The sequence below is a fragment of the Dysosmobacter welbionis genome, from assembly GCF_005121165.3.
Taxonomy (GTDB): domain Bacteria; phylum Bacillota; class Clostridia; order Oscillospirales; family Oscillospiraceae; genus Oscillibacter; species Oscillibacter welbionis.
This window is the reverse complement of record NZ_CP034413.3, coordinates 2,640,754-2,667,733: the sequence shown is the minus strand read 5'-3', so window position 1 is coordinate 2,667,733 and position 26,980 is coordinate 2,640,754. Positions and strand designations below refer to the sequence as shown.

The following is a 26,980-nucleotide window of genomic DNA, read 5'->3' as shown; positions in this document are numbered from 1 at the left end:
AGCCCCACAGATGTAAGGAGGACCTGCTGTGAAGATCACCCGTTCCAGTTTGAAGCGTACCTTTTCCTTCTCCTGGCGCGACCTTCTGGTCTCCGCCGCCATTCTTCTATGCGCCACGGGGGCCTGCGCCCTTCTGCACCAGACGGCGGACACCATCGACGGCTTTGCCTCTCCGGTCTATGTGCTGGCCGTGCTCCTGATCTCCCGCTTCACCAGCGGATATCTCTTCGGGCTGATTGCGGCGGTGCTGGGTGTCATCGGCGTCAACTATGTGTTTACATATCCCTATATGGCGTTTAACTTCACCATTTCCGGCTATCCGCTGACAATGTTCACCTTTCTGGTGGTCTCGCTGGTCACCAGCACCCTGACCACCAAGACCAAGGAGCAGGACCGCCTCCGGATGGAAAACGAAAAGGTGAAGATGCGGGCGGATCTGCTCCGCTCCGTCTCCCACGACATTCGCACCCCTCTGACCTCTATCATGGGTGCCACCTCCGCCATTTTGGAAAATCCCGCCCTCTCCCCGGCCGAACAGCAGTCCCTTCTGGTGGATGTGCGGGATGACGCCCAGTGGCTCATCCGCGTGGTGGAAAATCTGCTCTCCATCACCCGGATCGGCAACGAATCGGCCAAAATCACCAAGGAGCCGGAGGCTGCGGAGGAAGTCCTGGACGAGGCGGTCCGCAAATTCCGAAAACGGTTTCCCGCCGTGTCCGTGGAGGTCCACGTGCCGGATGAGCTGCTCCTGGTCCCCATGGACGCCATCCTCATCATGCAGGTCCTGTCCAATCTGATGGAGAACGCCGTGTTCCACGGCGGAACCACCACGCACATCGCCCTGTCCGCGCAGCGGGATGGCCCCTGGGCCCGCTTTTACGTGCAGGACAACGGCCAGGGCATTCCCCCCCAGAAACTGCACACCCTGTTCAGCGGTGCGCTTCGCTGTGAGGACTCGTCCCCCGGCGACGGAAAGCGGAACATGGGGTTGGGCCTATCGGTCTGCATGGCTATCATCCGTGCCCACGGCGGCACATTGGAAGCAAAAAATCTGGAGTCCGGGGCGGAATTTTCCTTCTGCCTGCCGCTCACTAAGGAGGAAGTATCATGACGATTCGTGAAAAAATTCTGGTAATTGAGGACGAGAAGAGCATCTCGCACTTCATTTCCACGGTCCTCAACAACAACGGCTATGAAGCCATGCAGGCCCAGACCGGCGAGGAGGCGCTTTCCATGATCTCCTCCCACTGTCCCGACCTGGTCATTCTGGACCTCGGCCTGCCGGACATGGATGGTCTGGACATCCTCCGCAGCCTGCGCAGCTGGTCCAGCCTGCCGGTGGTGGTGGTCTCCGCCCGCTCCCATGAGCGGGACAAGGTCGCCGCATTGGATCTGGGGGCGGATGACTACCTCACCAAGCCCTTCGGCACGGACGAACTCCTGGCCCGGGTCCGCACCGCGATCCGCCACACCCGCACCATCTCCGGTAATGACGAAATCGCCCGGAACGGCACCTATACAGTGGGAGAACTGGTCATCGACTACAATAAGCACCAGGTCCGTGTCCGCGGTGAGAATGTCCACCTCACCCTCAGCGAGTTCCGCATCGTGGCCCTGCTGGGCAAATACGCTGGCAAGGTTCTGACGTATGATTTCATCATCAAGGAGCTGTGGGGCCCCCGGGCCAGCGGCGACAACCAGATTCTCCGGGTAAACATGGCCAACATCCGCCGGAAGATCGAAAAAAATCCCGCCGAGCCGGAGTATCTCTTCACAGAGATGGGCGTCGGCTACCGCATGGCGGAGGGCAGCTGATCCGCTCCGCCGTCCGCACAGGCGCATGAAGAGCTCCCAACCGGGCTTCTTCATGCGCTTTTTGTGCATCGCTCCCCAAAAGTAAGCGCATTCTTGATAAGGCTGTCGTTTTCTTAGCGACATCTTAATTTCCGTGAACTATTTTTTAACGCTTATGCGGCCAAAAATCTGCTATGCTTATAGCCAGAAGCCCGCGTGTCCAAATCGAGGACCTGGCCGCGGGTTAAGGAAAAGGAGTGTGTGTTTTTATGGCAACTTTCTTGATCGGCCTCGTGGTCTTGTTCGTAGGCGCAGCCATCTATGGCAAGTTCTGCGAAAAGGTCTTCGGCCCCGATGACCGGGAGACGCCCGCTTATTCCAAGCAGGACGGCGTGGACTACGTTCCCATGCGGGGATGGAAGAACAGCCTCATCAACCTGCTGAATATCGCAGGCACCGGCCCCATCATCGGACCCATTCAGGGCATCCTGTTCGGGCCCATCGCATTCATCACCATCCCCATCGGCAACGTAATCGGCGGCGCTATGCACGACTATTTCTCCGGCATGATCTGCCTCCGCGACGGCGGCACCCAGATGCCGGACATGGTCCGCAGATACTCCAACAAGGGTGTCTTTACCGTCTATAACATCTTCCTGAGCGTGTTGCTGCTGCTGGTCGGCGCGGTGTTCATCTATACCCCCGGCGACATCGCCGCCACCCAGGTCTTCGGCTTCTCCGGCGCGGTGAATGATCCCACCACCTGGATCATCTACGGTGTTATCTTCGTCTACTATCTGATTGCCACCGTGTTCCCCATCGACGCCATCATCGGCCGCATTTATCCCATCTTCGGCGCCATCCTGCTGTTCTCCGCCGTGGGTGTGTTCATCGGCCTGTTCGTCAAGGGCTATCCCCTGCTGAACCTGTGGGATGACTGGCATGGCATCGCGTTCGACGCGTGGGCTGTTGATGCAGCCACCGGTGAGCAGGCGGCCTTCAGCTATGGTCAGTACTTTGACGCCAACCACTTCATCCCCATCTTCTTCATCACCGTGGCCTGCGGCATTCTCTCCGGCTTCCACTCCACGCAGACCGCTATCATCTCCCGCACCATGAAGAGCGAGCGGCAGGGCCGCATGACCTTCTACAATATGATGGTCCTCGAGGGCTTCATCGCCATGATCTGGGCCGCCGCCGCCATGGGTGTGTACAACCTGGGCCTGCAGGAGGTCAATGCCTCTCTGGCTACCGGCACCATCGGCGTGATCTGCAAGGATATCCTGGGGCCTGTGGGCGGCATCATCGCTCTGCTGGGCGTTATTGTTCTGCCCATCACCTCCGGCGATACCGCGCTGCGCTCCCTGCGCCTGTCTGTTTCTGAGTCCCTGCACATCGACCAGAGCTCCAAGGCCAAGCGCCTGGGCCTGTCCGCCATCATCTTTGCGCTGGTGGCTGTGATCCTGGTCTTCGCAAAGAGCAGCCCCAGCGGCTTCAACACCCTATGGCGTTACTTCGCATGGTCCAACCAGACCCTGTCCCTGTTCGCATTCCTTGGCATCTCTGTGTGGATGTTCGAGAACAGCAAGGCCAAGTGGGTGTGGATCCCCCTGATCCCCGCTGCCTGGTACACCTTCGTCACAGTGACCTACATCGCCAACGCGCAGATCGGCTTCCATATTCCCTGGACGCCCGCTTACATTATCGGTGTCTGCGCTGCTGTGGCCTATGTTGGCATCGTTGTCTGGTACGGCAAGAAGCGCGCTGCCCGGCTCCAGAAGCTGTAAGCTGCAGTGTCTTCCAAAATCAAACCCGTCCCGCCAAAAGGCGGGACGGGTTTTTTACTGCCTGAACTCCCGCATATTTTCAGGTCCGTCCAGCACAAATATTCGTGTTCACATCCGGTCCTTAAAAAATTTCTCCCTTTTAAGTTAATTGTTGCTACTGCTTGGGTAGCCAACTTCAATGTAGATTTATTCATCAGAAGACATAATAAGAGGCAGGAACCATAATGGTTCCTGCCCCTCTCACTATTTACCATCTTTTGAACAAACCAACCTTCTTTGGTTTCTCCCCCTTAATACTTAACTCGCTATAGACAAAGCCAAGCATCTCTGTAAGCACATTTTCAAAATCTCGTGTGTTATCTGCATAACCAGATACATAATGTGCAAATTCGTGCATAAGCACGCCGGCAAATGTTTCTTTAGACTTCAAAATACTTCTCTTGATGATTATAGCATTCTCTGCCGGATCCCATATGCCATGAGTTACAAAGCCAAATTCATCCATACGAATAGTCTCGGAAATTTTAATGCTTGGTATCTTTCTCCTGTATTTCTTATTAACGAGTTCAGTAATTGGTGTTACAAGGTCAAAAGTTTCTTTTTCATCACCTGTTAAGTTTTTGTACTCAATAAATCTGTATTTGTATCCCTGCCTATATTCATCGGATACAGTCTTAAATGTATTAACAACATCTGATATTTTCCCGAATACTGCATCAGTTACCATGATGAGTTCTCTTCCGCTGTGCGCTAATATCTCGACTTGATCATTTGTAAGTTGTGCCCGCTCAGATGGTGTCATAAAAACTACATTTCCGGATTTGTTTAGAGTCTTCGCTGCATAGGCTGCAATATCAACCCATCCTGTTTCGTCTTTATTTGCCCCAGTCATTACATTCCCTATGTCGGCAACGAGCGGTCGCATGACTTTGGTAGAAACGCAGTTCTTCAAAATATTTTTTATTGTTTCCGAATAAGCAGTACGCCCCAAATTTGATCTTTCACGGTTTAGAGCTTTCTTCATTTGCGCATTCATGCTTGTAATATTGTAGCTAAATAGGAAATTATCTTCTGAAGCTATTTGGACACCGTTGGCATATATGAAAGACTTACCATCACCTTTATTTGTATATACTTCGCCATAATTTGTTTTTTCCAAAAGTTCCAAATCACTATTAAATACCAAAAACATAGATTTCGCTTTTTGCAGGTCAGCTTGTTTTACACCAGTAAGCACTACATCTGTGCCTACCATTGTAGGATACTTGGGTTCAAAAAAGACTGCGTGCAAAGTTTGTATGTCAAATCCTGCCTTTTCAGCCATAGTAAGAGATATAGTTGAGTATTTGGAATGGATTGTAACTCCGATATGGTTTCTGTAAAATACGCCAAGTGCGTCTTTCAATCCCACGCCAAATTTACCAATCAAGTTAGTTGCAACAAGTTTTTCTTTGTTTTCATTCTGAGTAAAATGTATGTATTGCAACCCGCGTCCGTAGTCTCTAATATGACACACACCATCAGAATAAGAAATCTCGATTTCTTTCGTCCCTGTTAAAGTCATTTCGTCCAAAGCATTGGCAATTATTTCTCGAATTGCATGCTCAACACCCCAATGCTCAAGAACTTTTTCAATGTTCAAGTCAAATAAATTATCCATTTGAACTCCTCCATGCACAATAGCTCTTTGTGAAAGTATATCATATTTAGCGAATTAGTGGCAATGTATCTGCACCTCCCAATCCTTTGATTTGAAATTTATATTTCTTCTGACCACAAAGCCAAATGAAAAGAGGATACCCTGTTTCAAAGGGTATCCTCGTGCAGATGTGACTATTTATTCACGTATTTCAAATTTTATTCACGATTATACATAGCAACACTTATCTTGAAAAGGGACAAAAATTTTGGAACTTTGTTAGGTGAGGTAAACGAATTTTTAATTGTTTTCTCTGCGATATTAACAAATTCTTTATAAATATGAATAAATTATTTACAACTCCTTTCTTCAGTGCTATGATAAAGCCAGAATCTGTCCGGGAAACTGGGCATAAAGGAGTGTGTGTTTTCTATGGCAACCTTTCTCATCGGCCTGGTGATTCTGTTCGTAGGCGCAGCCATCTATGGCAAGTTCTGCGAAAAGGTCTTCGGCCCCGATGACCGGGAGACGCCCGCCTATTCCAAGCAGGACGGCGTGGACTACGTTCCCATGCGGGAATGGAAGAACAGCCTCATCAACCTGCTGAATATCGCAGGCACCGGCCCCATCATCGGACCCATTCAGGGCATCCTGTTCGGGCCCATCGCATTCATCACCATCCCCATCGGCAACGTAATCGGCGGCGCTATGCACGACTATTTCTCCGGCATGATCTGCCTCCGCGACGGCGGCACCCAGATGCCGGACATGGTCCGCAAGTACTCCAACAAGGGTGTTTTCACTGTTTACCAGATTTTCCTGAGCGTACTGCTGCTGCTGGTCGGCGCGGTGTTCATCTACACCCCCGGCGACATCGCCGCCACTCAGGTGTTTGGTTTTGACGGTGCTGCCACCTCTGTCTCCACCTGGGTGATTTACGGTGTCATCTTCGTTTATTATCTGATCGCCACCGTGTTCCCCATCGATGCCATCATCGGCCGCATCTATCCCATCTTCGGTGCTATCCTGCTGCTGTCTGCCGTGGGTGTGTTCATCGGCATGTTCGTCAAGGGCTATCCCCTGCTGAACCTGTGGGACAACTGGCAGAGCGCCACCTTCAATTATGGTGAGTATTTCACCGCGCAGCACTTCATTCCTGTGTTCTTCATCACTGTGGCCTGCGGCATTCTCTCCGGCTTCCATTCCACGCAGACCGCTATCATCTCCCGCACCATGAAGAGCGAGAAGCAGGGCCGCATGACCTTCTACAATATGATGATTCTGGAAGGCTTCATTGCCATGATCTGGGCCGCCGCCGCTATGGGCGTGTACAACCTGGGTCTGCAGGAGGTCAATGCCTCTCTGGCCACCGGCACTGTCGGCATCATCTGCCGCGATCTGCTGGGCCCCGTGGGCGGCATCATCGCCCTGCTGGGCGTCATCGTTCTGCCCATCACCTCCGGCGATACCGCGCTGCGTTCTCTGCGCCTGTCCATCTCTGACTCTCTGCACATCGATCAGAGCTCTAAGCCGAAGCGCTTGGGCCTGTCCGCCATCATCTTCGCGCTGGTGGCGGTGATTCTGGTCTTTGCGAAGAGCAGCCCCGATGGATTCAATCTGCTGTGGCGTTACTTCGCATGGTCCAACCAGACCCTGTCCCTGTTCGCATTCCTGGGTATCTCCGTATGGATGTTCGAGAACAGCAAGGCCAAGTGGGTGTGGATCCCCCTGATTCCCGGTGCTTGGTACACCTTTGTTACAGTGACCTTCATTGCCAATGCACAGATCGGCTTCCATATTCCCTGGACGCCCGCCTACATCATCGGTGTCTGCGCTGCTGTGGCTTACGTTGCTATCATTGTCTGGTACGGCAAGAAGCGCGCTGCCCGGCTCCAGAAGCTGTAAGCTGTAACTATTTTCTGAAACAAACCCGTCCCGCCAAGTGGCGGGACGGGTTCTTTTTATCCCAAAACCACGCCCATGCCTGTTAGAACCCCCAGCACCGCCGCCATCACGGGCGCTGGGGATCGGCACAGGCGGAAGGACTCCGGCAGCAGTTCACCGAATACCACGTACAGCATCGCCCCGGATGCTCCGCCCAGTGTGAGCATCTGCAGGCCCGGCCCCATCGTTCCCAGGCAGAAGCCCAAAACCGCCCCCAGCACCGTGGGCGCGCCGGCTACCGCTGTGGTCAGGACTGCCCGTCCTCTGCTGGCACCGCCTGCCGCCAGGGGAACTGCAACAGCCATTCCCTCTGGAATGTTGTGGAGCCCGATCACCAGTGCCATCATTCGCCCATCCTCTCCCGCTTCGGCCAGATCCGCAGCGTAGGAGGCGCCGATTACCATCCCCTCTGGCAGGTTGTGCAGGGCAATAGCGGCTGCCATCACCACACCTGCCAGAAAGAGCCCTCCCCGCTTCGCACCTGCCTGCAGCCCGCTTACCAGCTCCTCCAGGAGCCAGATCCCCCCGCAGCCCGCCAGTACGCTGGCAGATGCCGCAGGAAGCGCGGAGAGCCCTGGCCCCGCCTGAATGGCATCGGTCAGCAGGTCTGCACACACCACAGCAAGCATCATGCCCGCCGCAAAGCTCAGCAGCACACTCACGGTCCTGTCCGTACCTCTGCGGAACAGATAGGCGGCCAGGCCCCCCAGCCCGGTCCCTCCCATGCCTGCCGCGGCCGTGACAGCTATGATCGTACCCACAATCTTCTCTCCCTCCCATAAAGATGGGCCAGGAACACCGCATAAGCGGCATTCCTGGCCTTTCGCGTTCTTCTGTATCCGTTGTCGACTCACAGCAGCATATACAGCAGCAGGAAGATCAGCCCTCCGCCTGCCAGCATGAGATCAAAGGAGAAGGTCTCTTCCGTTAGGAAACGGAGGGGTTTCCGTCCGTATGTGCCGAAGTTCTCGGCCCGCTTCGGCACAAAGATGCCGGGGGCCTTGGTAAAGAGGATCCGCTCCCCCAGCAGCACCAGCCAGTCGCCTACGGAGGCGGCCACCCGGGCGCAGAGGGCCCCCACAAAGGTCAGGGCCGACAGCAGCGGGCGGTATACCAGATTCTCCAAATCCAGCCGGGCCGGCCAGCGGTCCAGATAAACCATGCCATCCGCCTCCCGCCGCATCAGCAGCCCTCGGACCACCAGGAGATAGACTGCTGCGCCAATAGCTAGGGAGATGCATGCGCCCTTCAGGTTGACCCAGGCAAAATAATGGACGCTGTGACCAGGATCTGCCCGCAGGAATCGCCCCGCCCATTGGGCCAGAGGCTCCATGGTCAGTCCCGGAGTCAGGCCCAGCACCAGCAGCAGGGCTGCGCCCACACTCAACGCCGCATGGGTGCCCGGGACATATAGTCCTTCAAGGCCGGCCGTTGGCCAACAGCACGGCTGGAGACAAAAATCGCCACGAACAGCTTTGTCATGTACGCCGCTGTCAGTCCGCCGGAGAGCAGAAACAGCCACTCCACCGTCGTGAACCAACCTGCGGCGGCCCCCGCGTGCTCCAGCACATGGATGTACTCCACGATGCTCTCATGGAGCAAGGTCTTGCTCACATAGCCGGAAAAACCCGGTACGCCTGCAATGGAGGCCGCCCCCACGAAGAACAGGACCTTCAAAACCGGCTTGTTCCGCCCCCAGCCCCGGATGTCATTGAGATTCAGCGAGTGAGTTCCCAGATACACCACACCTGCCGCCACAAACAACACCAGCTTGATGAGGGAGTGGTTCAGCATGTGCAGCACCGTGCCCCAGGCCGCCAGGGCGTTCTCGCCGTTCAGGAAGCCCTGCATGGCTGTGCCCACCAGAATAAAGCCGATCTGGGACATGGAGGAGCAGGCCAGCGTCCGCTTCAAATCGACGGAGAACAGCGCCAGCACAGCTCCCAGCACCATGGTCACCACGCCCAGGGCCAGTACCACTGTATTCCAGGGAAGCTCTGTCCAGAACAGATACCGGCAGAGAATGAGCACACCGAAAACACCGCTCTTGGTCAGGATGCCGGACAGCAGGGCAGACGCCGGTGCCGGCGCCACGGGATGGGCTTTTGGCAGCCAGATGTGCAGGGGGAACATCCCGGCCTTGGCGCCAAATCCCACCAATGCGCATCCACCGGCCACGTACAGGGACCCGCGCTTCTCCGCAGGCAGCGCGGATACCGCCTCCGCCATAGCAGAAAACTCCAGCGTCCCCAGCAGCTGCTGGAGGAGCAGCAGGCCCGCCAGCAGCGCCATGCCGCCGATCACAGCCACAGCCAGATACGTCTGTCCGGCCTGCCGGGCCTCCTCCGTCTCGTTTTGCACCACCCATACATAGGAGGTGAAGGACATCATCTCAAAGAACACGAACAGCGTGAACAGGTCCGCTGCCAGAAACACCCCCATCAGAGCCCCCAGCGTCAACAGCCAGAAAAAGTAGAAACGATTACAGCCCTCGGCGGCGGCAAAGTAGCTGGGGCAGTTGAGGCCGGTGGCCGCCCACAGGAAGGCGCTCACCAGCGCCAGCAGGCTCCCCAGACTCCCGGCCTGAAGCCGCAGGCCAAAGCCAAAGACCCCCGGCAGCTCCAGGGCAGCCCCGGGCCACAGCAGAAGCAGCAGTGCAGCGGCCAGCTCCACTGCGGGAATGATCTGGATCAGCCAATTCCGGTATCTCCTGTCCCGCCGCCGCAGCGGGAACACCCAGGCAGAGAGCAGCATGGGGAACAGGACCAGAAACAGCAGCAGAATGTTTCCCATCGTCTCCCTCCCTTACCAGTTCCGCGGAACCGCGTTCCATAAAAAGCCGATCACTTCGTTGGACAGCAGCGCCAGAATCACACCGGAGGCGGTCAGCAGCACCAGCGGGATCCACATGGTCCTGGCCGGGTCGTGTACCCGGGCCAGTGCCGCACGGTCCAGCTCTCCCACCGGGAAATAGGCCCGCACCACAATAGTCAGCATGTACAGCGTCGTCAGCAGCGTGGACAGAATCAGCGCGGCGATGCCCGCGTAGGCCAGCGGATTCACCGAGGCCACTGCCGCCTCCGCAATCATCCACTTGCCTGCGAAGCCTCCCAACGGCGGCATTCCGATCAGCGCAAAGGAGGAGACGGTGAATGTGGCAAACACCACCGGCATGGCCCGGCCGAAGTCCTCCATCTCATAGATATACTCCTTCCCGCTCTTGAGAATAATGGCGCCGGCGCAGCAGAACATGGTGATCTTGGTGAATGCGTGGTAGACCATGTGGGTCATGCCGCCCACCATCCCTGCCGGGGTCATCAACGTCAGGGCAAAGAGGATGTAGGAAAGGTTGCTCACCGTGGAAAACGCCAGCCGCCGCTTCAGATGGGGTGTCCGCAGCGCCCGAGCGGAGCCGTAAACAATGGTCACGATAGCCGCCGTCATCACCACCGTCTGGGCCCAGCTTCCCCGCAGGAAATCCGCCCCGAAGCCGTAGTAAATTAGCCGCAGCACTGCGAAGGCGCCGGCCTTGACCACCGCCACTGCATGGAGCAGTGCAGACACCGGCGTAGGTGCCACCGAGGCGTCCGGCAGCCAGCCGTGGAAGGGAAATACTGCCGCCTTCACCCCGAAGCCGAAAAAGGCCGCCACAAACACCAGCTCCAGCGTCCGCTCGTTTCCCGCCGCCAGACTCTGATCCAGAATGCCGCCGTAGGTGAAGTTCAGGTGTCCCACGCCGTAATTCAGCAGAAAGACGATCCCGATAAAGGCAAACGCCGCGCCGGAAAGGGAGTACACCAGATACTTCCGCCCGGCATACCGGGCCTTCTCGTCCATGGCGTGCATCACCAAAGGCAGCGTGGTCAGCGTCAGGACCTCATAGAAGAAATACAGCGTCAGAAAATCCTCGGAATAAGCGATACCCAGCACCACACCGTAGGCCATCAGCCAAAAAGCGAAGAACCGGTTCTCATGCCCCTCGTGGGACATATAGTCCAGCGAGTACGCCGTCACCAGCGGCCACAGCACGGACACGATGGCCCCATAGACCATGGACGCCCCGTCGATCCGCAGGGAGATGGAGAACGCCTCGTTGAATCTCACCATGATACAGGCCAGAAAGCCGCTCCCATAGAGATAGGTCAGCACGATACAGGCCAGAGACAGTGCTGTCGTCGCCAGGGATGCCGCCATGATATAGATGCTCCGCACCCTCCGGCTCTTGGGCTGCAGGATCAGCAGCGCGATTCCCAGCACGATGGGAACCAGAATGGGCAATGTCAGAAATTGGCGCACAGACGTACCTCCCTTCTCAAAGCTTCCCCACTGTCAGGGGAACAGCCGGGCCGCCAGAAGACCCAGCCAATGCAGCAGGCCGCCGGGCAGCAGACCCATCAGCACCACAGCCGCGGCAAAGGCAATCATGGGCCATGTCATCTGGACTCCCACTTCCCGCCGCTCCGTAATAAAATCCCGGCCGGGGAAGAATCCCTCTGTCACCACCGGCAGCAGGTATCCCGCCGTCAGCAGGGCGGAGACCACCAGCACCACCAGCCCTGCGACGCCAAAGGCCTGGATCGGTGCCTCCAGGCTGGCGGTGAGCAGGTACCACTTGCTCACGAATCCCGCCATGGGCGGAATCCCGATCAGGGAGAGGGCCGCCAGGGTGAAGCACCACATGGTTACCGGCATCCGCCGGCCGATGCCCCGCAGTTGATCCACCCGGGTGCAGTTGGTGGAGAAGATGATGGCGCCCGCCGCCAGGAAGAGCGTATCCTTGGCCAGGGCATGGAAGACCATCTGCAGAAGAGAGGCCTGGACGCCATCCGGCGTCAGCAGCATCAGGCCGAACAGCACATAGGACACTTGGCTCACCGTGGAATAGGCCAGCCGCCGCTTCAGCTGCTTTTCCCGATAGGCCAACATGGACCCCACGAACACCGTGGCCAGCGTCAGCGTCAGCAGCACATATTGGGGCCAGCTGCCCGCCAGAAACTCCGGTCCAAACATATAATAAGTAACCCGGATCACAGCCACCACGCCACCCTTGGTAATGACACCGGAGAGCACGGCTGAGGCTGGGGCCGGCGCCACCGGATGGGCGGCAGGCAGCCAGGACTGCATGGGCATCATGCCCGCCTTGGCCCCGAAGCCAACGATCATCAGACAGTATGCCACCAGCAGCAGCGGCTGGTGCTCTGCAGCCCGGGAGAAATCGATGGCCCCACCCGGCTGAAAATCCGGCACCGTCAAGTAATAGGCGATAAAGAAGTAGCCGGCCAGGGCCATGCCCGCGCCGAATACGGAATACCCCAAGTATTTGAAGCCTGCCCGGCGGGCCGCCGGCGTGGCATTGTGCAGCACCAGCGGCACCGTAATCAGGGACATCATCTCGAAGAACATATACATGGTCACGAAGTTGGCCGCCTGAGCAAGGCCCATCAGTACCCCCAGCGTCATGGTATAAAATCCCATGAACTGATTGCCCTGCCCCGCATGGCGGATGTAGGGTTTTGTAAAGACCACCACCGGCGCCCAGATGCACACTGCCAGCACCATGAAGAACTTGGACAGCCAGTCGCTGTTCAGCACCAAGCCCAAGTCCCCCTGGATGGTCAGCAGCCACAGCCGCTGGGTGGGCATCGTGCAGTTAGCCAGCACCATCACGGCGGTAATCACGATCAGCGTCACCACCAGCCAGTCACGGTAAGTCTCATTTTTCTGCCGGAATACGAAGATCCCGCCGATCAGCGGCACCAGAATAGGCAGCAGCAACAGCATGGGCGCACTCCCTCACAAACAACAAGTCTCAAATCAGCCGGACACCCGCCTCGATCAGGTCTGTGATCGGGTGGTAAAAAATGCCCAGCACAAAAATTCCCACGATCAGGATGGCGGCAGCCGCGGTGAAGGCCCGGTCCGCAGCCAGATCCCCCGGATGCACGTCGGCTAGGACCAGCGCCTCATCCTCCGCCGGGGGCTTCACCCAGATGGCCAGCAGCGCCGGAACATAGTACAGTGCGTTCAGCACCGTGGACAGGGCGATGGTCAGCAGGATCATCGCCGTCATACCGGTGGGCACGGCCGCGCTGGCAAAGTAGAGCTTGGAGACAAAGCCGCCGAACAGGGGGATGCCGATCATGGACAGGGCCCCCACAGTGAAGCCCAAGCCCGCCCCAATGTCCCGGTAGGCGCTGCCCCGCAGGTTCTTCAGGCTCTTGTGGTGGCCGCTGACGGCGGAGAGTCTGCCGGCGCAGAGAAACAGCAGCGGCTTGCAGCAGGCATGGACCAGGATATGGAAACAGGAGGCGATCAGCCCCTCGATGCTCCCCAGGCCCACACCCATGAAGATATACCCCACCTGCGCCACGGAGGAATACGCCAGCATCCGCTTGATATGGTTCTCCCGCATAGCAGCCAGAGAGCCCAGAATCATTCCCAGCAGCCCAAAGGCCAGGATCACGTCGGTGACTCCCAGCTCCACCATCAGCTCCATGGAGAAAACCCGCAGGATCATCACCAGCAGCAGCACGATGTACCCCTTCAGCACCAAGCCGGACAAGATGGCGGAGGACGCTGTGGTGGCGCCGCCGTGGGCATCCGGCAGCCACAGGTGGAAGGGGAACATGGCGCTCTTGACGCCCAGTCCCGCCACCAGCAGCCCTACAGCCACCGTCAGCGGGAGCGTGTAGCTCTCCGAGAGCCGCAGCTCCGCCACTGCCTCCGCCAGAGAGGGCATCAGCAGATAGCCGGTGATGCTGTTCAAAATGGTCAGCCCGATCAGGAACAGCCCGGACCCCACCAGGCTCATGAACAGGTACCGGATGGTGGCGATCAGATTGGGGCCGTTGTCCTTGGCCATCACCAGCGCGCAGGCCGCGATGGTGCTGGTCTCGATGAACACATACCCGGTGAACATGTCGTTGGTGTAGGTCAGTGCCAACAGGGACGCCTCCAGCATGTTCACCATGACAAAGTAAAACTTCTGCTTCTCCGGCAGGATGTCCTGAAACAGGTCCCGCCGCCCGCCCGCCAGAGCAAGGGCCATCACCAGGGAGAACACGGCGGCCAGCAGTGCCTGAAGCGGCCCGCAGTTGATGGCGTTGCCGTACGGCGCCAGAAATCGCCCCATGGCGTAGGTGAAGCTCACTCCCTCTGCATAGGTGTATTCCAGTACCCAGCCGTTCAGCAGCGCGGATGCAGCGCACACTCCGATGGTGATCCAGTAGCTGATCCGCCCGCTGCGGATGGCCGCGGTCACGATGGCCGCCAGGATAGCCAGAAAAATCGAAAAGAAGGGAAAGTTCTCCACAAACGGCCGCATCAGTCGTCCTCCTTCTTGGCCCGCTCCAGCAGTTCCCGCATCTCAATGGTGCCATAGCGGCGGTAGATCCGCTGGATCAACGCCAGGGAAAACGCCGTGATGGACACAGATACCACAATGCCGGTCAGCACCAGGCCGCTGGGAATCGGATTGATGTACAGCGGGTCGAAGCCCCGGTCCCCCACGATGGGCGCGACGCCCCCGTCAATATACCCCAGCGAGGCCAGCAGCAGGAAGACGGCCGAGTCCATGATGTTGAATCCGATCACCTTGCGCAGCAGATTCTGCTGCAGCATCAGATTCGTGAAGCCGATGCCAAACAGGATGACAGCAGTGACCGCGTAGCGGTTCTGGATGATCTCCTCCAGCATTCTCTTCTCCGCCTCCTCTCAGATCTCTCCCCTGGAAAACAGGGCGTAGAATCCATATACGGTGCAGGCCACCACCAGCCCCACCGCCAGGTCGATCAGCAGGATCATCCCGGTGAGGTAATTGGGCAGGCCGTTGGCCCCGATGAAGATGTAAACGCCGTACAGCACAGCATACAGCAGCAGACCGAAGGTCCGCACCGCGCTGTACCGCCTCTGGTTCATCAGCACCCGCGTGTGTCCGGGGCCAAAGGCAGCGGAAAACAGGATCAGTCCCGCCCCCAGGATAGTCCCGCCGGAAAACCCGCCGCCCGGCGACGTCTCGCCGTTCAGCAGCACATAGATGGCAAAAAGGAAAATAAAAGGAAGCAGCACCCAGGCCACCTGCTTGAGGATCAGGTCAGAGCGGCCCTGCACGGCGGTCTCCTCCCGCTCCATCTGCTGGAGCTCATGCTCGCTGGTGTTCTTCCGGTCCCGCAACAGCAGGATCATCACCGCCGACACCGCCAGAAACAGCACGCAGCTCTCCCCCAAAGTATCGAAGCCGCGGTAGCCGATAATCATGGCCGTCACCACGTTCTCAGAGCCCGTCTCCTCTTCGCTGTGCTCCAGATATCGCTCCGCCACCTCGTTGTTGATGGGGTTGTCTTCCTGGCCGAATCCGGGCATGTTCATCACTGTGGTGAACAGGATAATTCCCAGCGCCACGCAGATCACCGCCGCGGCGATGGGATACCAGTTGAAAAACTTCCGCAGCCGGTCCTTTTCCCGCCGCTCGAACTCCTCCTCTGACGGGCGGAATTCCCGGTGGGGGCGCTGCTCCATGACGAACAGTGTCCGGTCCTTGGGCTCCCGATCTCCGTCCACCCAGGAGATAAACTGTTTCAGCCGGTCCGGCTGCTCCTCTTTTTTACTCATCCCGTGTCCCCTTCAGCGCGTGGATCTTCTTCAGCGTCAGGAAAAAGAGGATGCTGGTCACACCGGCGCCCACAGCCGCCTCCGTAATGGCCAGATCCGGGCTCTGGAGCAGGCTCCACAGCACCGCCATCATCAGGGACAGCGCCATATACACGATTACCGATGCCAGCAGCCGCTTGCACAGCGGCGCTGCAATAGCACACACGATCACCCCGACCAGCAGGATGTATTCCAGAACGATCATCGTACCTCCACCTCGCATTCCTTTTCCAAATCCGGGACTGTGGATACCTCCATCTCCGCGACCAGATGGCTGCACACCGGACTGGTCAGCCATAAAAACACAAAGATCAGCAGCGTCTTTGCGGCGGACAGGGACCAGCCGTGCAGCAGCATCAGCCCGATCAGAACGCAGAAGATACCCAGGGAGTCCCCCACTGCGGCGGCGTGCATCCGGTTGAGCACATAATCGAACCGGAACAGCCCCAGCACAGCGGAGAAAAACACGAACAGGCCGAACAGGAAACATGCCAGCCCGGCTGCGGTCACCAGATTATCGATCATGGGCGTTTCCTCCCGTCTTCTCCCGCTCCGGGCGTTTCCGCCGCCGGGCCGCCACCAGACGGGAGACCACCACCACCGCCAGAAAGCTCAGCAGCGCGAACACCAGGGCCACATCCACCAGAAAGTCCTCCCGCAGCCAGACGGAGAGCAGCACCAGCTCCGCGATCACCAGCGTACTGATGACATTCACGGCCACGATGCGGTCCGTAAACCGGGGGCCCAGCACCGCCCGCACCAGCGTCGCCAGGATCAGCAGCGCCAGCACCACGGCGCCCGCGGTCAGCACCCAGGTCCTCACTTGTTCCATTGGGCCGCCTCCATCCTCTCCAGCCGCTGCTGGAAGGAACTGTCCTCAATCCCCTCTGCCAGCGGCGTGTCCAGTGTGTGCACCAGCATCCGGCCGTCCTCGGCCCGCACGGTGATTGTCCCCGCGGTGAGCGTGATCGAGTCTGCCAGCATTGCCCTGCGGCGGTCTGTCTTCAGCGGGGTGTGGAACCACACCAGCTTGGGTTCGATGCCCTTGGGGCGGGTGTAGATGATCCGCATGATTACCAGTCCGGCCTTCAGCATCTCCGCCAGCAGGTGAGCAAAATACCGCGCCATGGCCCAGATTCTGGAAGGACTGCCGCAGAACACCCGCCACTGATAGCCCAGCACCCGCTTGCAGAACCAGGAGATCAGCGCCGAGACTGCAACGCCCCACAGGCAGGTATGGACACTGATCCCGCCGGACAGCAACAGCCACAGCAGGAAAAACAGCAGGAACATCGCTTTGCCTCCCTCTTTGCGCTGTATACAAAAAGAGACGTCTCAGCAAGTGGTGTGTTTCCTCCCTCAACGGCGGATGGCACACGCTTGTTGGACGTCATCGTCTACCCGTTTTTCGTTAAAAAACGCACAAGCTTTAACATTATTTTAACGATTCTCCACGTCTCTGTCAACTATTTCAGCGGTTTTGACCCTCCTGGCACGCCGGAAAATATCCACAAATCTCTGAATCAAATTTCGGCGTTCTGACAAAGCGTCACAATTCTTCCAAATGTGCTCTGTCAAGCAGCCGTCTCTTCCGTCATATTTTCCAACTCCCTCCAGTGGGCACCGCATATCCCCACCCCGGCCTGCATAGTCTCCAAAGGAGGTGATGTCCAACATGACGATCCATGTGGTCCAAGCCGGCGAGACGGTCGGCTCCATCGCGGAATCCTACGGCGTCGATCCCGCCCGCCTGGCCGCGGACAACGCCGTGCCCCCCAGCGGCGCCCTGGCGGTGGGACAAACTCTGGTGGTCCGCTTTCCCCGCCAGGTCCACGCTGTCCGGGCCGGGGAGACCCTGGCTTCCATCGCGGAGGCATACGGCACCACAGTCCGCCGCCTCTGGCAGAACAACTGGCCTCTGGGCGGCGGAGCAGCCCTCCAGCCCGGACAGGTCCTGGTGATCTCCTACTTTGACGAGCCCCTGGGCGCCGCCGCCTTCAACGGTTATGCCTACCCCTACATTGATATGTCCCTTCTGAATGCGGAGCTTCCCTATCTCACCTATCTGACCCCTTTCACCTACGGGATCACCGCCGACGGCGATTTGCTCCAGCTGGAGGATGACGCTCTCCTCTCCGCTGCCCGTCAGCGGGGCGTCCGCCCGGTGATGCATCTGTCCACCATGACAGAAACCGGTCAGTTCGACACCCAGCGGGCCACCCTGGTCCTGACAGACAGCGCCGTCCAGGACCGCCTAGTGGATCAGGTCCAGCAGACACTCCGCCGCCGTGGCTACGCCGGGCTGGATGTGGACTTTGAATTTCTCCCCGGCCAGCTGGCGGCGGCCTACGCCGCCTTTCTCGCCCGCCTGCGGCGGCTCCTGAACTCCCAGGGCTTCTTTCTCTGGGCCGCTCTAGCCCCCAAGACCTCCGCCCGGCAGGCGGGACTTCTGTACGAGGGGCACGACTATGCCGCTGTGGGTGCCGCTGTGGACGGCGTGCTTCTGATGACCTATGAGTGGGGCTACACCGCAGGACCGCCCATGGCGGTATCCCCCCTGCCCAACGTCCGGACCGTGCTGGACTACGCCGTGACGGAGATCCCGCCGGAGAAGATCTTCTTGGGCCTTTCCAACTACGGCTACGATTGGCCCCTGCCCTTTGTCCAGGGCGTCACCCGGGCGCCCTCCATCTCCAATCAGCGGGCCATCGAGCTGGCCATTGAACATGACGTGGCCATCCAGTACGATGAGACGGCCCAGGCCCCCTTCTTTCACTACACCGCAGCAGACGGCACAATTCACGAAGTCTGGTTTGAAGACGCCCGCAGTCTTTCCGCCCGTCTGTCCCTGATCGCGGAATACGGTTTCCAGGGTGCCGGCATCTGGAACCTGATGCGCCCCTTCTCCCAGCTCTGGCTGGTCATATCCTCTCTGTATCATATTGAGGATTGATTCCCCTGCGGAGTATTTGAAAAAGCACTTGACTTGGAGTAGACTCCAAGTGCTAAAGTGTTCTCATCAAAAGACAGCGCCCCGCAGGCGCAAAGGAGGCTTTTCAGTATGGCGCTTTCCGCATCTGCCAAAGACTATTTGTCCCGTTTCTTTCCCGGCCCTCCTTCCCCGCTGTGGGAAACGGATCCGGAGTTTATGGAGCTCTTCGCCAATTTCGCCCTGGACGAGGTGGTGAACCAGGGGGACCTGGATGACGCCGCCAGGATGATGGCCATTCTCGCTGCCCTACTGGGCTGCCAGGGTGTGGAGGAATACCGCGTGCTGCTGCCCGCCGCCCTGCGGGCCGGCATCACCCCTGTCCAGGTAAAGGAGATTCTCTATCAATCCGTGGCCTATCTGGGGATCGGCCGGGTGCGTCCCTTTTTCTCCGTGACGAATCAGGTGCTGACGGAGCAGGGCGTCGCCCTGCCGCTGGAGCCCGGCTCCACCACCACGGCAGAGACCCGGCTGGCCGCGGGCAACCAGGCCCAGGTGGATATCTTCGGTGAGGGGATGCGGGGCTTTCAGAACAGCGGCCCGGAGGAAAGCCGCCACATCAACCGCTGGCTGGCGGACAACTGCTTCGGCGACTACTACACCCGCGGGGGCTGGACTATAAGCAGCGGGAAATGATCACCTTCTGCTTCCTGGCCGCCCTGGGCGGCTGCGAACCCCAGCTCACCAGCCACGCCGGTGCCAATCTGAGGATTGGAAACGACAATGCCTTCCTGATCCAGGTCATCTCCCAGTGCCTGCCCTACATCGGCTATCCCCGCAGCCTGAACGCCCTGCGGTGTGTGAACGACGCGGCCCAGGCCGCCCGCTGAGAGGAGAACGGCCATGACCATCGCCGAAGTGAGCAGGAAGTATGATATTTCAGCGGACACCCTTCGCTACTACGAGCGCATCGGCCTGATCCCGCCTGTCCCCCGCACCAGGGGCGGCCTGCGGGACTACGGGGAGGAGTCCTGCGGCTGGATCCAGCTGATGAAGTGCATGCGGGCCGCCGGGGTGCAGATCGAAGCCCTGATCGAATATGTGGACCTGTTCCAGCAGGGAGACGCCACCCTGGACGCCCGCAAGGCCCTGCTGGTAGAACAGCGGGACCAGCTGGTGTCCCGGATGGCGGAGATGCAGGCCTCTCTGGACCTGCTGAATCAGAAAATCGACCGGTACGAGCAGGGTATGATGACAGCTGAACAGCAGCTCCGCCGTCTTCACGCGGAGCGCGAAGGCGCCTGAGAGGCCCAAAAAGGACAATATACTGTCGAAGTTCGACAATATATTGTCCTTTTATCCTTTATTGGAGCGTTTCAGCGGCCGTCTGCTCCAGGCCAGCCACAGCGCCCAGGACGCCGCCGCGCTGGAGGCCAGCACGGCCAGGAAATGCCCCATGCTGTTCTCCACCAGCGGACCTTCCAGGCCCAGCACCTCCGCGCCGCCCCGGACCAGCACGATGCACCAGGGGTGCAGGACATAGATCAGTGAAGAGAGCTTGCGGCAGCTCCGCCTTTCTCCGCGATTCAGCCCCAGCAGAAGGGAAAACAGGCAAACCATCACCAGCGGCAGCAGCATGTACATGCTGTCGTGCCGCTGGACCTGAAGCCCATGGAGCCAAAGCCCCTCTGCGGTCATGGCCGCGAAGGCGGCGCACAGGCCTGCAGCGGAGGTCCTCACGCTCCACCGCACACCGGCGGCTCCCAGCAGCAAAAATAGCGGCGTGAAAAACAGTCCGTTCCGCGTATAGGCAAAGATTTGGAAAATCTCCCCGTACAGCGCCTCCAGCGCCGGGAGCTGGCAGGTCAGTCCATAATAGCTGTCTCCGCCCAGGCCCACCAGGTAAAGGAGCCCGGCCGCGGTCAACGCCGTCCGGGAGCCCAGCCGGAGCAGCCCCCTGGCCACTAGAACACCCAGAATCACGCCTGGAAAATACCACAGGTGATAGAAGGTCCCATCCAGCAGGAGCTTTTTGACCCACTCCGCTGGCCCATAGCCGCCGTTGTACCAGTTCAGCGGCAGATACAGCAGCACCGCCGCCCCGTAGAGCAGACAGGTCTTTTTCAGAAAGACGCCGGTCCTGCGCCACTGGTCCTTTGCCAGAAAATAGCCGCTGACCATCAGGAAAAACGGCACCGCCACCCGGGCCAGCACCCGGGTGAACCAGAAGTCCCACAATGGGGAAACAGACACCAGCGGGGAGGTGTGGTTCGCCACCACCAGCATCACCGCCGCCAGACGGAAGAGATCCAACGCCGCGCCCCGGCGTCCGTCTGCCATACCTACACCTCCCAAACTGTCACGACAAATCCGTTCCGGTTGTCGCCGGAGACCTGGCAGCAGCCCTCCGGCAAGCGGAGCTCCGTCTCATCGCCGGCGCAGGGCATGTAAAACACCCGTGCGCTCCGCCCATGTTCCAGGCGGCACGTCCTGGGCGCTGTCTGCACCCAGTCCAGATACTCCTCCAGGCACAGGCCCTCCCGCTCCATCAGCAGGGCATGAGGCGTCCCCACATACCGATAGTGCCACGGCTCACAGGCGATACCGGTCAGGGACTCCTTTTCCCGGTGGTACCGCTGGATGAAGCCATACCGGGGCGCCAGTCGCCGGAACCGCCCGCAGGCGCCTTCCTCCGGAAAATCGGGCCGGATGAAGTCGATCTCCCGCGCTGCCCGGCCCAGGTCGATGGCAAGCCCCGTCTGGTGCTCGCTGCACCCGGGGACCGCCACATACTGCCGGGTGAACGCCTCTCCCCGTCTTTGCAGGGTGTCCTCCCAAATGGCCTGCTGCTCCGCCTGACTGCGCCAGCCGGAGACCGGCACGATCTCCCGCGCCCCGCCTGCTGCCTGGATGCAGGCGGCCAGCAGCCGGGCGGCCTGCCGCTCCAGCAGGATATTGGGATACCGCTCGTCCGCTGCTGTCAGCAGCTGCCGCGGCTCCTCCGCCAGGGGATGCTGACGGTTCACCAGCACCAGCGGCCCGGAGCGCATCTGCCGCCGGCTGTACCGCGCCGCCCTCATAGCTCGGCCCCCAGCTGGATCAGGCGGCTCACCAGCTCCCGGAAGGGGATGCCGGCGGCACGCATCATGGCAGGATAGCGGCTGTGGGGCGTGAAGCCCGGGATCGTGTTCACCTCGTTGAACACAATCTCCCCCCAGGGGGTGAGGAACAGGTCCACCCTGGCAAATCCCCGGCAGCCCAGTGCCCGGTAGAGGACCTTCGCCGTCTCCCGGATCTCCGCTGCCTTTTGCGGGGCGATCCGGGCGGGGCAGTGGATGGCCGATGTCTGGAGGGTGTATTTCTCCGTATAGTTGAAGAAGCCCCGGGACAGCTCCACCTCATCCACCGCCCCGACGGTGAGCTCCCGGTTCCCCAGCACCGCACAGCCCACCTCAAAGCCGGGAATGGCCTCCTCCAGCAAAATCTCGCCGTCGTGGCGGAAGGCCGCCTCCACCGCCGGAGCCAGCTGTGCCGGCTCCTCCACCCGGCTCACGCCGAAGGAAGAACCCGCCCGCACCGGCTTGACAAACAGCGGCCAGCCCAGTGTTTCGGCTGCCGTCCGGAGCTCCTCAAAGGCACAGTCCTCCGGGAAGAGACGGCTCCGGGGCACCCGTACCCCCGCCAGAGCCGCCAGCTTGTGGGCTCGGTCCTTGTCCATACACAGGGCGCTGGACAGCGTCCCGCAGCCTACCAGGGGCACACCGGCCAATTCCAGCGCCCCCTGAACCGTGCCGTCCTCACCGTTCCTGCCGTGGAGAACCGGGAAGGCCAAGTCAAAAGCCACTTCCCGGCCGGAGCCGTCCAACAGCACCAGGGCCTGGTTCCCCCGGTCCAGCCGCAGAGTGCAGGGCACGCACGCCGCCTCCCGCTGCCATCTTCCACCGGGAATGGCATCCAGCGGCCCTGTGTAAACATACCACGCCCCCTCCCGGGTGATCCCTACCGGGATGGGGCAGTACCGCTCCGGGTCCATGTGCGTCAGCACGCCGTGGGCGGACTGCAGAGACACCTCATGCTCTGAAGAGCATCCGCCGAACAGCACCAATATCCGCAATCTTTCCATCTCATGTCCTTTCCGGCGCCCAGCGCCTTTCCTGATGGAAAGATCGTATCAGATTCGCTTCCCGCAGATCTGTGGACGTTCCTGCAAACCTCCTGTGATTTTCCTGCGGAAATCTTACGAATTTCTTGCGGCGGCCCCCTGCAGGGGCAGGCGGACGGTAAAGGTGATCCGGTTGTCCGCGCTGGCAGCCCGGATCGTCCCGCCGTGGAGGGCAATGATTTCCTTGGCTATGGCCAAGCCAAGGCCCGCGCCGCCCGTGCGGGTGGCGCGGGAGCTGTCCAGCCGGAAGAACTGGTCGAAGATGCGCTCCAGCTTCTCCGCCGGAATGGTCCGCCCCTCGTTGGTAAACGTCAGGACCACGGTATCCGCCTCCTGCTGTCCGGTGATCCGGACTGTGGACCCCGGGAAGCTGTAATGGAAGGCGTTGCGCAGCAGGTTATCGAACACCCGGGCCAGCTTGTCCGGGTCGCAGTCGTATGCCAGACGGGGCGGCAGCTCCAGTTCACACCGCAGGTCCTTTTCCGCGAACTGGGGGGCAAACTCACTGGCCACCTGCTCCAGCATCCGGGTCAGGTCCGTAGGCTGCTTCTCCAGCTCCAGATGGGTCAGGCTGAAGCGGGTGATGTCAAAGAACTCATTGATGAGGTCCTCCAGCCGCTCCGCCTTCTCCAGGGCGATGCCGGTATACCGGCTCCGCAGCTCCGGGGAGAGCTGCGGCTCGTCCCGCAGCAGCGTAAGGTAGCCGATGACGCTGGTGAGCGGCGTCTTCAAATCATGGGCCAGATAGACCACCAGATCGTTTTTCCGCTGCTCTGCCTCCCGGGCAGCCCGGGCGTCCCGCAGGGCCCGTTCCCGGACGGCGTTCAGCTGCCCCTCCAGATCCTCCATGGGCTCCGGCAGCTCAATGGGCTCCTCTCCCGGCTGGGCCAGCTGCTCTGCCGCCGCGGCCAGCGTGTCCACCAGCCGCATGGGGCGGGCAATGAAGGAATAGCTGATAGCCACCCAGCCCAGCAGGATGACCAGCATACACACAAAGACGATGTAATCCCGTACCCAGTTGAGGAACTGGTAGAGCGGATCCCACGCATACCACGTAAAGGCGCTGCATACCAGATACCCCAGGAAGACCGCCGCCAGCACCACCGTCACCCAGGCCGTCAGTGCCAGCAGATAGAATCCCCAGGTCCGCAGGGCCCGGCGGCGGCCCCGGTCCGACAGCGGGGGCCGTTCTCTTCTCTTATTCAATGGTATACCCCACCCCCCAGACCGTCTTGATGAACTTCGGCTTCCGGCTTGGCTCGTGCATCTTCTCCCGCAGGCGGGCGATGTGGCTCATGACCGTGTTGTTGCTGTCCATGTACTTCTCGCCCCACACCGCCTCAAACAGCTCCTCACTGGGCACCACCTGTCCCCGGTGCTCGCAGAGATACCAGAGAATGGCAAACTCCAGCGGCGTCAGCGCCAGCTCCTCGCCGAAGAGAACGCACTTATGCGTGGTCCTGGAGATCTGCAGCCCCCGGAAGTCATGCTCCGCGGTCTCCCTGGGTTCCGCCGCCTCGCCGGTGTTGTACCGGGTATAGCGCCGCAGCTGGGTCTTCACCCGGGCCACCAGCTCCAGCGGATTAAAGGGCTTGGTAATGTAGTCATCCGCCCCAGGGTCAGGCCCATGATCTTGTCCATGTCCTCCACCCGGGCGGTGAGCATGAGGATGGGAAAGAGGTGTTCCTCCCGGATCTTCTGGCACAGGGTAAAGCCGTCCAGGTCCGGGAGCATCACGTCCAGAATGGCCAGGTCCAAATGCTGCCGCGCCACGCAGGTCAGCGCCGTCTCCCCGCTGCCGCACTTGTACACTGTGTAGCCCTCATTTTTCAGGCAGACCTCCACCAGATCCGCAATCGCCGCTTCGTCATCCACCACCAGGATCTCCGCCATGCCTTCGCCTCCGCTCTTTTCTTGCGTGATACATCCATTATACCAGACCCGACAGGGAATGCAAACCGGCCTTTTCCGTCCCGGCGTGAAAAAGGCAGAGCCGCCAACAGACGGCTCCGCCCAGCTGCGTCAAAAGTGCAGGAACTTCTGTACATCCCGGTCCGCGCCCAGAACCAGCATCGTCTCCCCCTCCCGGAAGCAGTAGTCGCCGCCCGGAATGGGGATGAGCTCCTCTCCCCGCTTGGCGGCCAGGATGTTGATATTGTGCCGCTGGCGCACCCCCAGCTGGCCGATGGTCTTGCCCACCCAGGCCGGCGGCACCGCCGTCTCGTAAATGGCGTGGTCCGGCGTCAGCTGGATGTAGTCAAAGATATGGTCGGAGCTGTACCGCACCGCCGCCCAGCTGGCGGTCTCCCGCTCCGGATAAACCACGTCATCCGCGCCGTTGCGCAGCAGAAATTTGGCGTGGACATCCCGTGCCGCCCTGGACAGGACGAAGCGTGCGCCCTGCTCCTTCAGCAGGGCCGTGGTCTCCAGAGAGCTCTGGAAGTCGTCTCCAATGGCCACCACGCACAGGTCAAAGTTCCGCACCCCCAGGGAGGCGATGAACGCCTCGCTGGTGCTGTCCCCGATCTGCGCGTGGGTCACCAGGTCCAGCGCCTCGTTGACCCGCTCCTCGTTTTTGTCCACCGCCAGCACCTCGTGGTGCAGCTCCTGAAGCTTGGCGGCCATGTGCCGCCCGAAGCGGCCCAATCCGATCAGCAGTACCGATTTCATCCTCACACGTCCTTTCTCAAGCGTACCGCTCAGCCCACAGTGACCCGCTCCTGGGGCAGCTGCGCCGGGGCGGCGCCGCTGTCCGGCAGGACGGCGTAGATCAGCGTCAGGCCGCCCACGCGGCCAAAGTACATCAAAAAGATCAGAATCAACCGGGAGACGCCGCCCAATCCCGGGGTCACCCCCAGCGTCAGCCCCACGGTCCCGAGGGCGGAGGCGGTTTCAAACAGCGCCGCCTCCAGGGAGATGTCCTCCACGCAGCAGATGGCCATACCGCCCAGCAGAAACAGCCCCAGATACATCATAAGGACCGCCGCGGCGCTGCGCAGTGTCTCCGTGGGGAGGCGGCGGCCGAAGCACTGGAGATCCGCCCGCCGGCGGAACACCGCCCGGGCCGCCAGCACAAATACCGCCAGAGTGGTGACCTTGAATCCGCCGGCTGTGGAGCCGGGGGAGCCACCCACCAGCATCAGCAGCGTAATCAGCAGCCGGGAGGGCTCGCTCAGCTGGGAGAGGTCCAGGGTGTTGTACCCTGCGGTCCGGGGGGTGACCGCCTGAAACAGCGCCCCCTGGACCTTCTCCCCCAGGGTCAGCGTCTGCCACTGGGGCAGCCGGAGCTCATAGAGCAGGAAGAACAGCGCCGGCAGCAGGATCAGTGCCGCAGTCACCGCCAGCACCAGCTTGCTCTGAAGGCAGTAGGCCCGCAGGTGCCACTTGTGCTCCCGCACGTCTCCCCAGGTGAGGAATCCGATGCCGCCCAGGACAATCAGCCCCATCACGGTGAAATTCACCAGTGGGTCCCCGCATAGCCGGTCAGGGAGACGAAGGGCGTGCCCGCCGCCCCCATCAGGTCGAACCCGGCGTTGCAGAAGGAGGACACCGCATGAAACACCGCGTACCAGAGTCCCCGGAACAGCCCCATCTCCGGGCAGAACCGCAGAGCCAGCAGCAACGTCCCCGTCCCCTCCAGGACCAGCGTCACCGCCAGAATGAAGCGGGTCCGGCGAACGATGCCCCCCACCTGGGGTGCGGAGATGGACTCCTGCATCACCCACCGCTCCTTCAGCCCGATCCGCCGCCCGGCCAGCATGGAGATGGCCGCCGCCGCGGTCACCACACCCATGCCGCCAATCTGAATCAGCATGAGGATCACCGCCTGGCCGAAGCCGGACCAGTACAGCGCCGTGTCCTGGACCACCAGTCCTGTCACGCAGGTGGCGGAGGTGGCGGTGAACAGCGCGTCGAAAAAGGCGGCGCCCTGCCCGTCCCGGGTGGAGATGGGCAGGGTCAGCAGTAGTGCTCCCGCCAAAATCAGCAGCGCAAAGCCGATCAGGATGATCCGCGCCGGCGCCATGTGGTTTTTTCTGCGCATGAACACAGCGATCCCTCTTTCCGTTTTATCAGAA

General features: G+C 60.1%; 26 protein-coding genes and 2 pseudogenes. 8 read left to right on the top strand and 20 right to left on the bottom strand.

The genetic code is table 11. The features are described 5' to 3' along the window. Positions 1-28: 28 nt before the first annotated feature. The 3 genes from EIO64_RS13990 (at position 29) to EIO64_RS13980 (ending at position 3,581) form a co-directional block, all read left to right on the top strand. The gene (locus EIO64_RS13990) at positions 29-1,111 is read left to right on the top strand and encodes a sensor histidine kinase (protein WP_021748505.1); all 1,083 of its coding nucleotides are present in this window, start codon (positions 29-31) and stop codon (positions 1,109-1,111) included. Next, entirely contained in the window at positions 1,108-1,815 is a 708-nt protein-coding gene (locus EIO64_RS13985) for a response regulator (RefSeq protein WP_021748504.1), read from the top strand. Before EIO64_RS13990 ends, EIO64_RS13985 begins: the two co-directional genes overlap by 4 nt. Positions 1,816-2,063: 248 nt before the next feature. Then, positions 2,064-3,581, top strand: coding sequence for a carbon starvation CstA family protein (locus tag EIO64_RS13980; protein ID WP_119310621.1), 1,518 nt, complete (start codon positions 2,064-2,066; stop codon positions 3,579-3,581). 247 nt (positions 3,582-3,828) lie between these two features. On the opposite strand, the gene EIO64_RS13975 is transcribed toward EIO64_RS13980, so the two are convergent. Further along, positions 3,829-5,241 (bottom strand): ATP-binding protein, encoded by a 1,413-nt coding sequence (locus tag EIO64_RS13975; RefSeq protein WP_136891502.1) that lies wholly within the window; start codon positions 5,239-5,241, stop codon positions 3,829-3,831. A 411-nt stretch (positions 5,242-5,652) separates the two neighbouring features. Between EIO64_RS13975 and EIO64_RS13970 the strand changes: the two genes are divergently transcribed. Then, entirely contained in the window at positions 5,653-7,125 is a 1,473-nt protein-coding gene (locus EIO64_RS13970; RefSeq protein ID WP_119310620.1) for a carbon starvation CstA family protein, read from the top strand. 56 nt (positions 7,126-7,181) lie between these two features. Here the strand turns inward: EIO64_RS13970 and EIO64_RS13965 are convergent, their stop codons facing one another. The 12 genes from EIO64_RS13965 to EIO64_RS13910 all read right to left on the bottom strand — a co-directional run bounded on the left by EIO64_RS13965 (position 7,182) and on the right by EIO64_RS13910 (position 17,106). Then, on the bottom strand, positions 7,182-7,925 hold the full coding sequence (locus EIO64_RS13965) for a ZIP family metal transporter (protein ID WP_136891501.1): 744 nt from the start codon (positions 7,923-7,925) through the stop codon (positions 7,182-7,184). A gap of 89 nt (positions 7,926-8,014) precedes the next feature. Then, on the bottom strand, positions 8,015-8,545 hold the full coding sequence (locus tag EIO64_RS13960) for a hypothetical protein (RefSeq protein WP_136891500.1): 531 nt from the start codon (positions 8,543-8,545) through the stop codon (positions 8,015-8,017). A 2-nt stretch (positions 8,546-8,547) separates the two neighbouring features. Next, complete coding sequence (locus tag EIO64_RS13955; protein ID WP_136891499.1) at positions 8,548-9,957, bottom strand: complex I subunit 5 family protein; 1,410 nt, start codon at positions 9,955-9,957, stop codon at positions 8,548-8,550. Positions 9,958-9,969: 12 nt separating this feature from the next. Beyond that, the gene (locus tag EIO64_RS13950) at positions 9,970-11,460 is read right to left on the bottom strand and encodes a complex I subunit 5 family protein (protein WP_021749253.1); all 1,491 of its coding nucleotides are present in this window, start codon (positions 11,458-11,460) and stop codon (positions 9,970-9,972) included. 33 nt (positions 11,461-11,493) lie between these two features. After that, positions 11,494-12,945 carry a complex I subunit 5 family protein gene (locus EIO64_RS13945; protein WP_249390690.1) on the bottom strand — a complete coding sequence of 484 codons (1,452 nt, stop codon included), beginning with the start codon at positions 12,943-12,945 and terminating at the stop codon, positions 11,494-11,496. 28 nt (positions 12,946-12,973) lie between these two features. Further along, entirely contained in the window at positions 12,974-14,488 is a 1,515-nt protein-coding gene (locus EIO64_RS13940) for a complex I subunit 5 family protein (RefSeq protein ID WP_021749255.1), read from the bottom strand. Further along, complete coding sequence (locus EIO64_RS13935) at positions 14,488-14,859, bottom strand: sodium:proton antiporter (protein WP_021749256.1); 372 nt, start codon at positions 14,857-14,859, stop codon at positions 14,488-14,490. The genes EIO64_RS13940 and EIO64_RS13935 overlap by 1 nt, the downstream gene beginning before the upstream one ends. Before the next feature lie 18 nt (positions 14,860-14,877). Then, the gene (mbhE, locus tag EIO64_RS13930; RefSeq protein ID WP_021749257.1) at positions 14,878-15,774 is read right to left on the bottom strand and encodes a hydrogen gas-evolving membrane-bound hydrogenase subunit E; all 897 of its coding nucleotides are present in this window, start codon (positions 15,772-15,774) and stop codon (positions 14,878-14,880) included. Next, on the bottom strand, positions 15,767-16,018 hold the full coding sequence (locus EIO64_RS13925) for a hydrogenase subunit MbhD domain-containing protein (RefSeq protein ID WP_021749258.1): 252 nt from the start codon (positions 16,016-16,018) through the stop codon (positions 15,767-15,769). The genes mbhE and EIO64_RS13925 overlap by 8 nt, the downstream gene beginning before the upstream one ends. Then, entirely contained in the window at positions 16,015-16,338 is a 324-nt protein-coding gene (gene mnhG, locus EIO64_RS13920; protein WP_021749259.1) for a monovalent cation/H(+) antiporter subunit G, read from the bottom strand. Before mnhG ends, EIO64_RS13925 begins: the two co-directional genes overlap by 4 nt. Then, a complete protein-coding gene (locus EIO64_RS13915) occupies positions 16,328-16,645 on the bottom strand; it encodes an MrpF/PhaF family protein (protein WP_119310617.1) in 318 nt (105 codons plus the stop codon). The genes mnhG and EIO64_RS13915 overlap by 11 nt, the downstream gene beginning before the upstream one ends. Further along, positions 16,633-17,106, bottom strand: a complete 474-nt coding sequence (locus EIO64_RS13910) for a Na+/H+ antiporter subunit E (RefSeq protein ID WP_025544339.1) — start codon at positions 17,104-17,106, stop codon at positions 16,633-16,635. The genes EIO64_RS13915 and EIO64_RS13910 overlap by 13 nt, the downstream gene beginning before the upstream one ends. Positions 17,107-17,479: 373 nt before the next feature. On the opposite strand from EIO64_RS13910, the gene EIO64_RS13905 reads away from it, so the two are divergent. The 4 genes from EIO64_RS13905 (at position 17,480) to EIO64_RS13895 (ending at position 20,047) form a co-directional block, all read left to right on the top strand. Then, positions 17,480-18,766, top strand: a complete 1,287-nt coding sequence (locus tag EIO64_RS13905) for a glycosyl hydrolase family 18 protein (RefSeq protein WP_021749264.1) — start codon at positions 17,480-17,482, stop codon at positions 18,764-18,766. A 108-nt stretch (positions 18,767-18,874) separates the two neighbouring features. Beyond that, positions 18,875-19,438 carry a carboxymuconolactone decarboxylase family protein gene (locus EIO64_RS13900; RefSeq protein WP_429835073.1) on the top strand — a complete coding sequence of 188 codons (564 nt, stop codon included), beginning with the start codon at positions 18,875-18,877 and terminating at the stop codon, positions 19,436-19,438. Continuing rightward, positions 19,435-19,632, top strand: a complete 198-nt coding sequence (locus EIO64_RS19265) for a carboxymuconolactone decarboxylase family protein (RefSeq protein WP_429835071.1) — start codon at positions 19,435-19,437, stop codon at positions 19,630-19,632. Before EIO64_RS13900 ends, EIO64_RS19265 begins: the two co-directional genes overlap by 4 nt. 13 nt (positions 19,633-19,645) lie before the next feature. Next, a complete protein-coding gene (locus EIO64_RS13895) occupies positions 19,646-20,047 on the top strand; it encodes a MerR family transcriptional regulator (protein WP_021749267.1) in 402 nt (133 codons plus the stop codon). A 51-nt stretch (positions 20,048-20,098) separates the two neighbouring features. On the opposite strand, the gene EIO64_RS13890 is transcribed toward EIO64_RS13895, so the two are convergent. The 7 genes and pseudogenes from EIO64_RS13890 to EIO64_RS13860 all read right to left on the bottom strand — a co-directional run bounded on the left by EIO64_RS13890 (position 20,099) and on the right by EIO64_RS13860 (position 26,946). Then, positions 20,099-21,082, bottom strand: a complete 984-nt coding sequence (locus EIO64_RS13890; protein WP_119310615.1) for an acyltransferase family protein — start codon at positions 21,080-21,082, stop codon at positions 20,099-20,101. 2 nt (positions 21,083-21,084) lie between these two features. After that, positions 21,085-21,822 carry a M15 family metallopeptidase gene (locus tag EIO64_RS13885; RefSeq protein ID WP_021749269.1) on the bottom strand — a complete coding sequence of 246 codons (738 nt, stop codon included), beginning with the start codon at positions 21,820-21,822 and terminating at the stop codon, positions 21,085-21,087. Continuing rightward, positions 21,819-22,865: a D-alanine--D-serine ligase VanG gene (gene vanG / locus EIO64_RS13880; RefSeq protein ID WP_119310614.1), complete on the bottom strand. Its 1,047-nt coding sequence runs from the start codon at positions 22,863-22,865 to the stop codon at positions 21,819-21,821. Before vanG ends, EIO64_RS13885 begins: the two co-directional genes overlap by 4 nt. A gap of 114 nt (positions 22,866-22,979) precedes the next feature. Beyond that, positions 22,980-24,110 carry a sensor histidine kinase gene (locus EIO64_RS19055; RefSeq protein WP_174232992.1) on the bottom strand — a complete coding sequence of 377 codons (1,131 nt, stop codon included), beginning with the start codon at positions 24,108-24,110 and terminating at the stop codon, positions 22,980-22,982. Then, positions 24,103-24,797, bottom strand: a pseudogene (vanR, locus tag EIO64_RS13870) (VanR-ABDEGLN family response regulator transcription factor). Before vanR ends, EIO64_RS19055 begins: the two are co-directional and overlap by 8 nt. A gap of 129 nt (positions 24,798-24,926) precedes the next feature. Further along, the gene (locus EIO64_RS13865; protein ID WP_119310613.1) at positions 24,927-25,574 is read right to left on the bottom strand and encodes a potassium channel family protein; all 648 of its coding nucleotides are present in this window, start codon (positions 25,572-25,574) and stop codon (positions 24,927-24,929) included. A gap of 29 nt (positions 25,575-25,603) precedes the next feature. Beyond that, positions 25,604-26,946: pseudogene (locus EIO64_RS13860) on the bottom strand (TrkH family potassium uptake protein). Positions 26,947-26,980 lie beyond the last annotated feature (34 nt).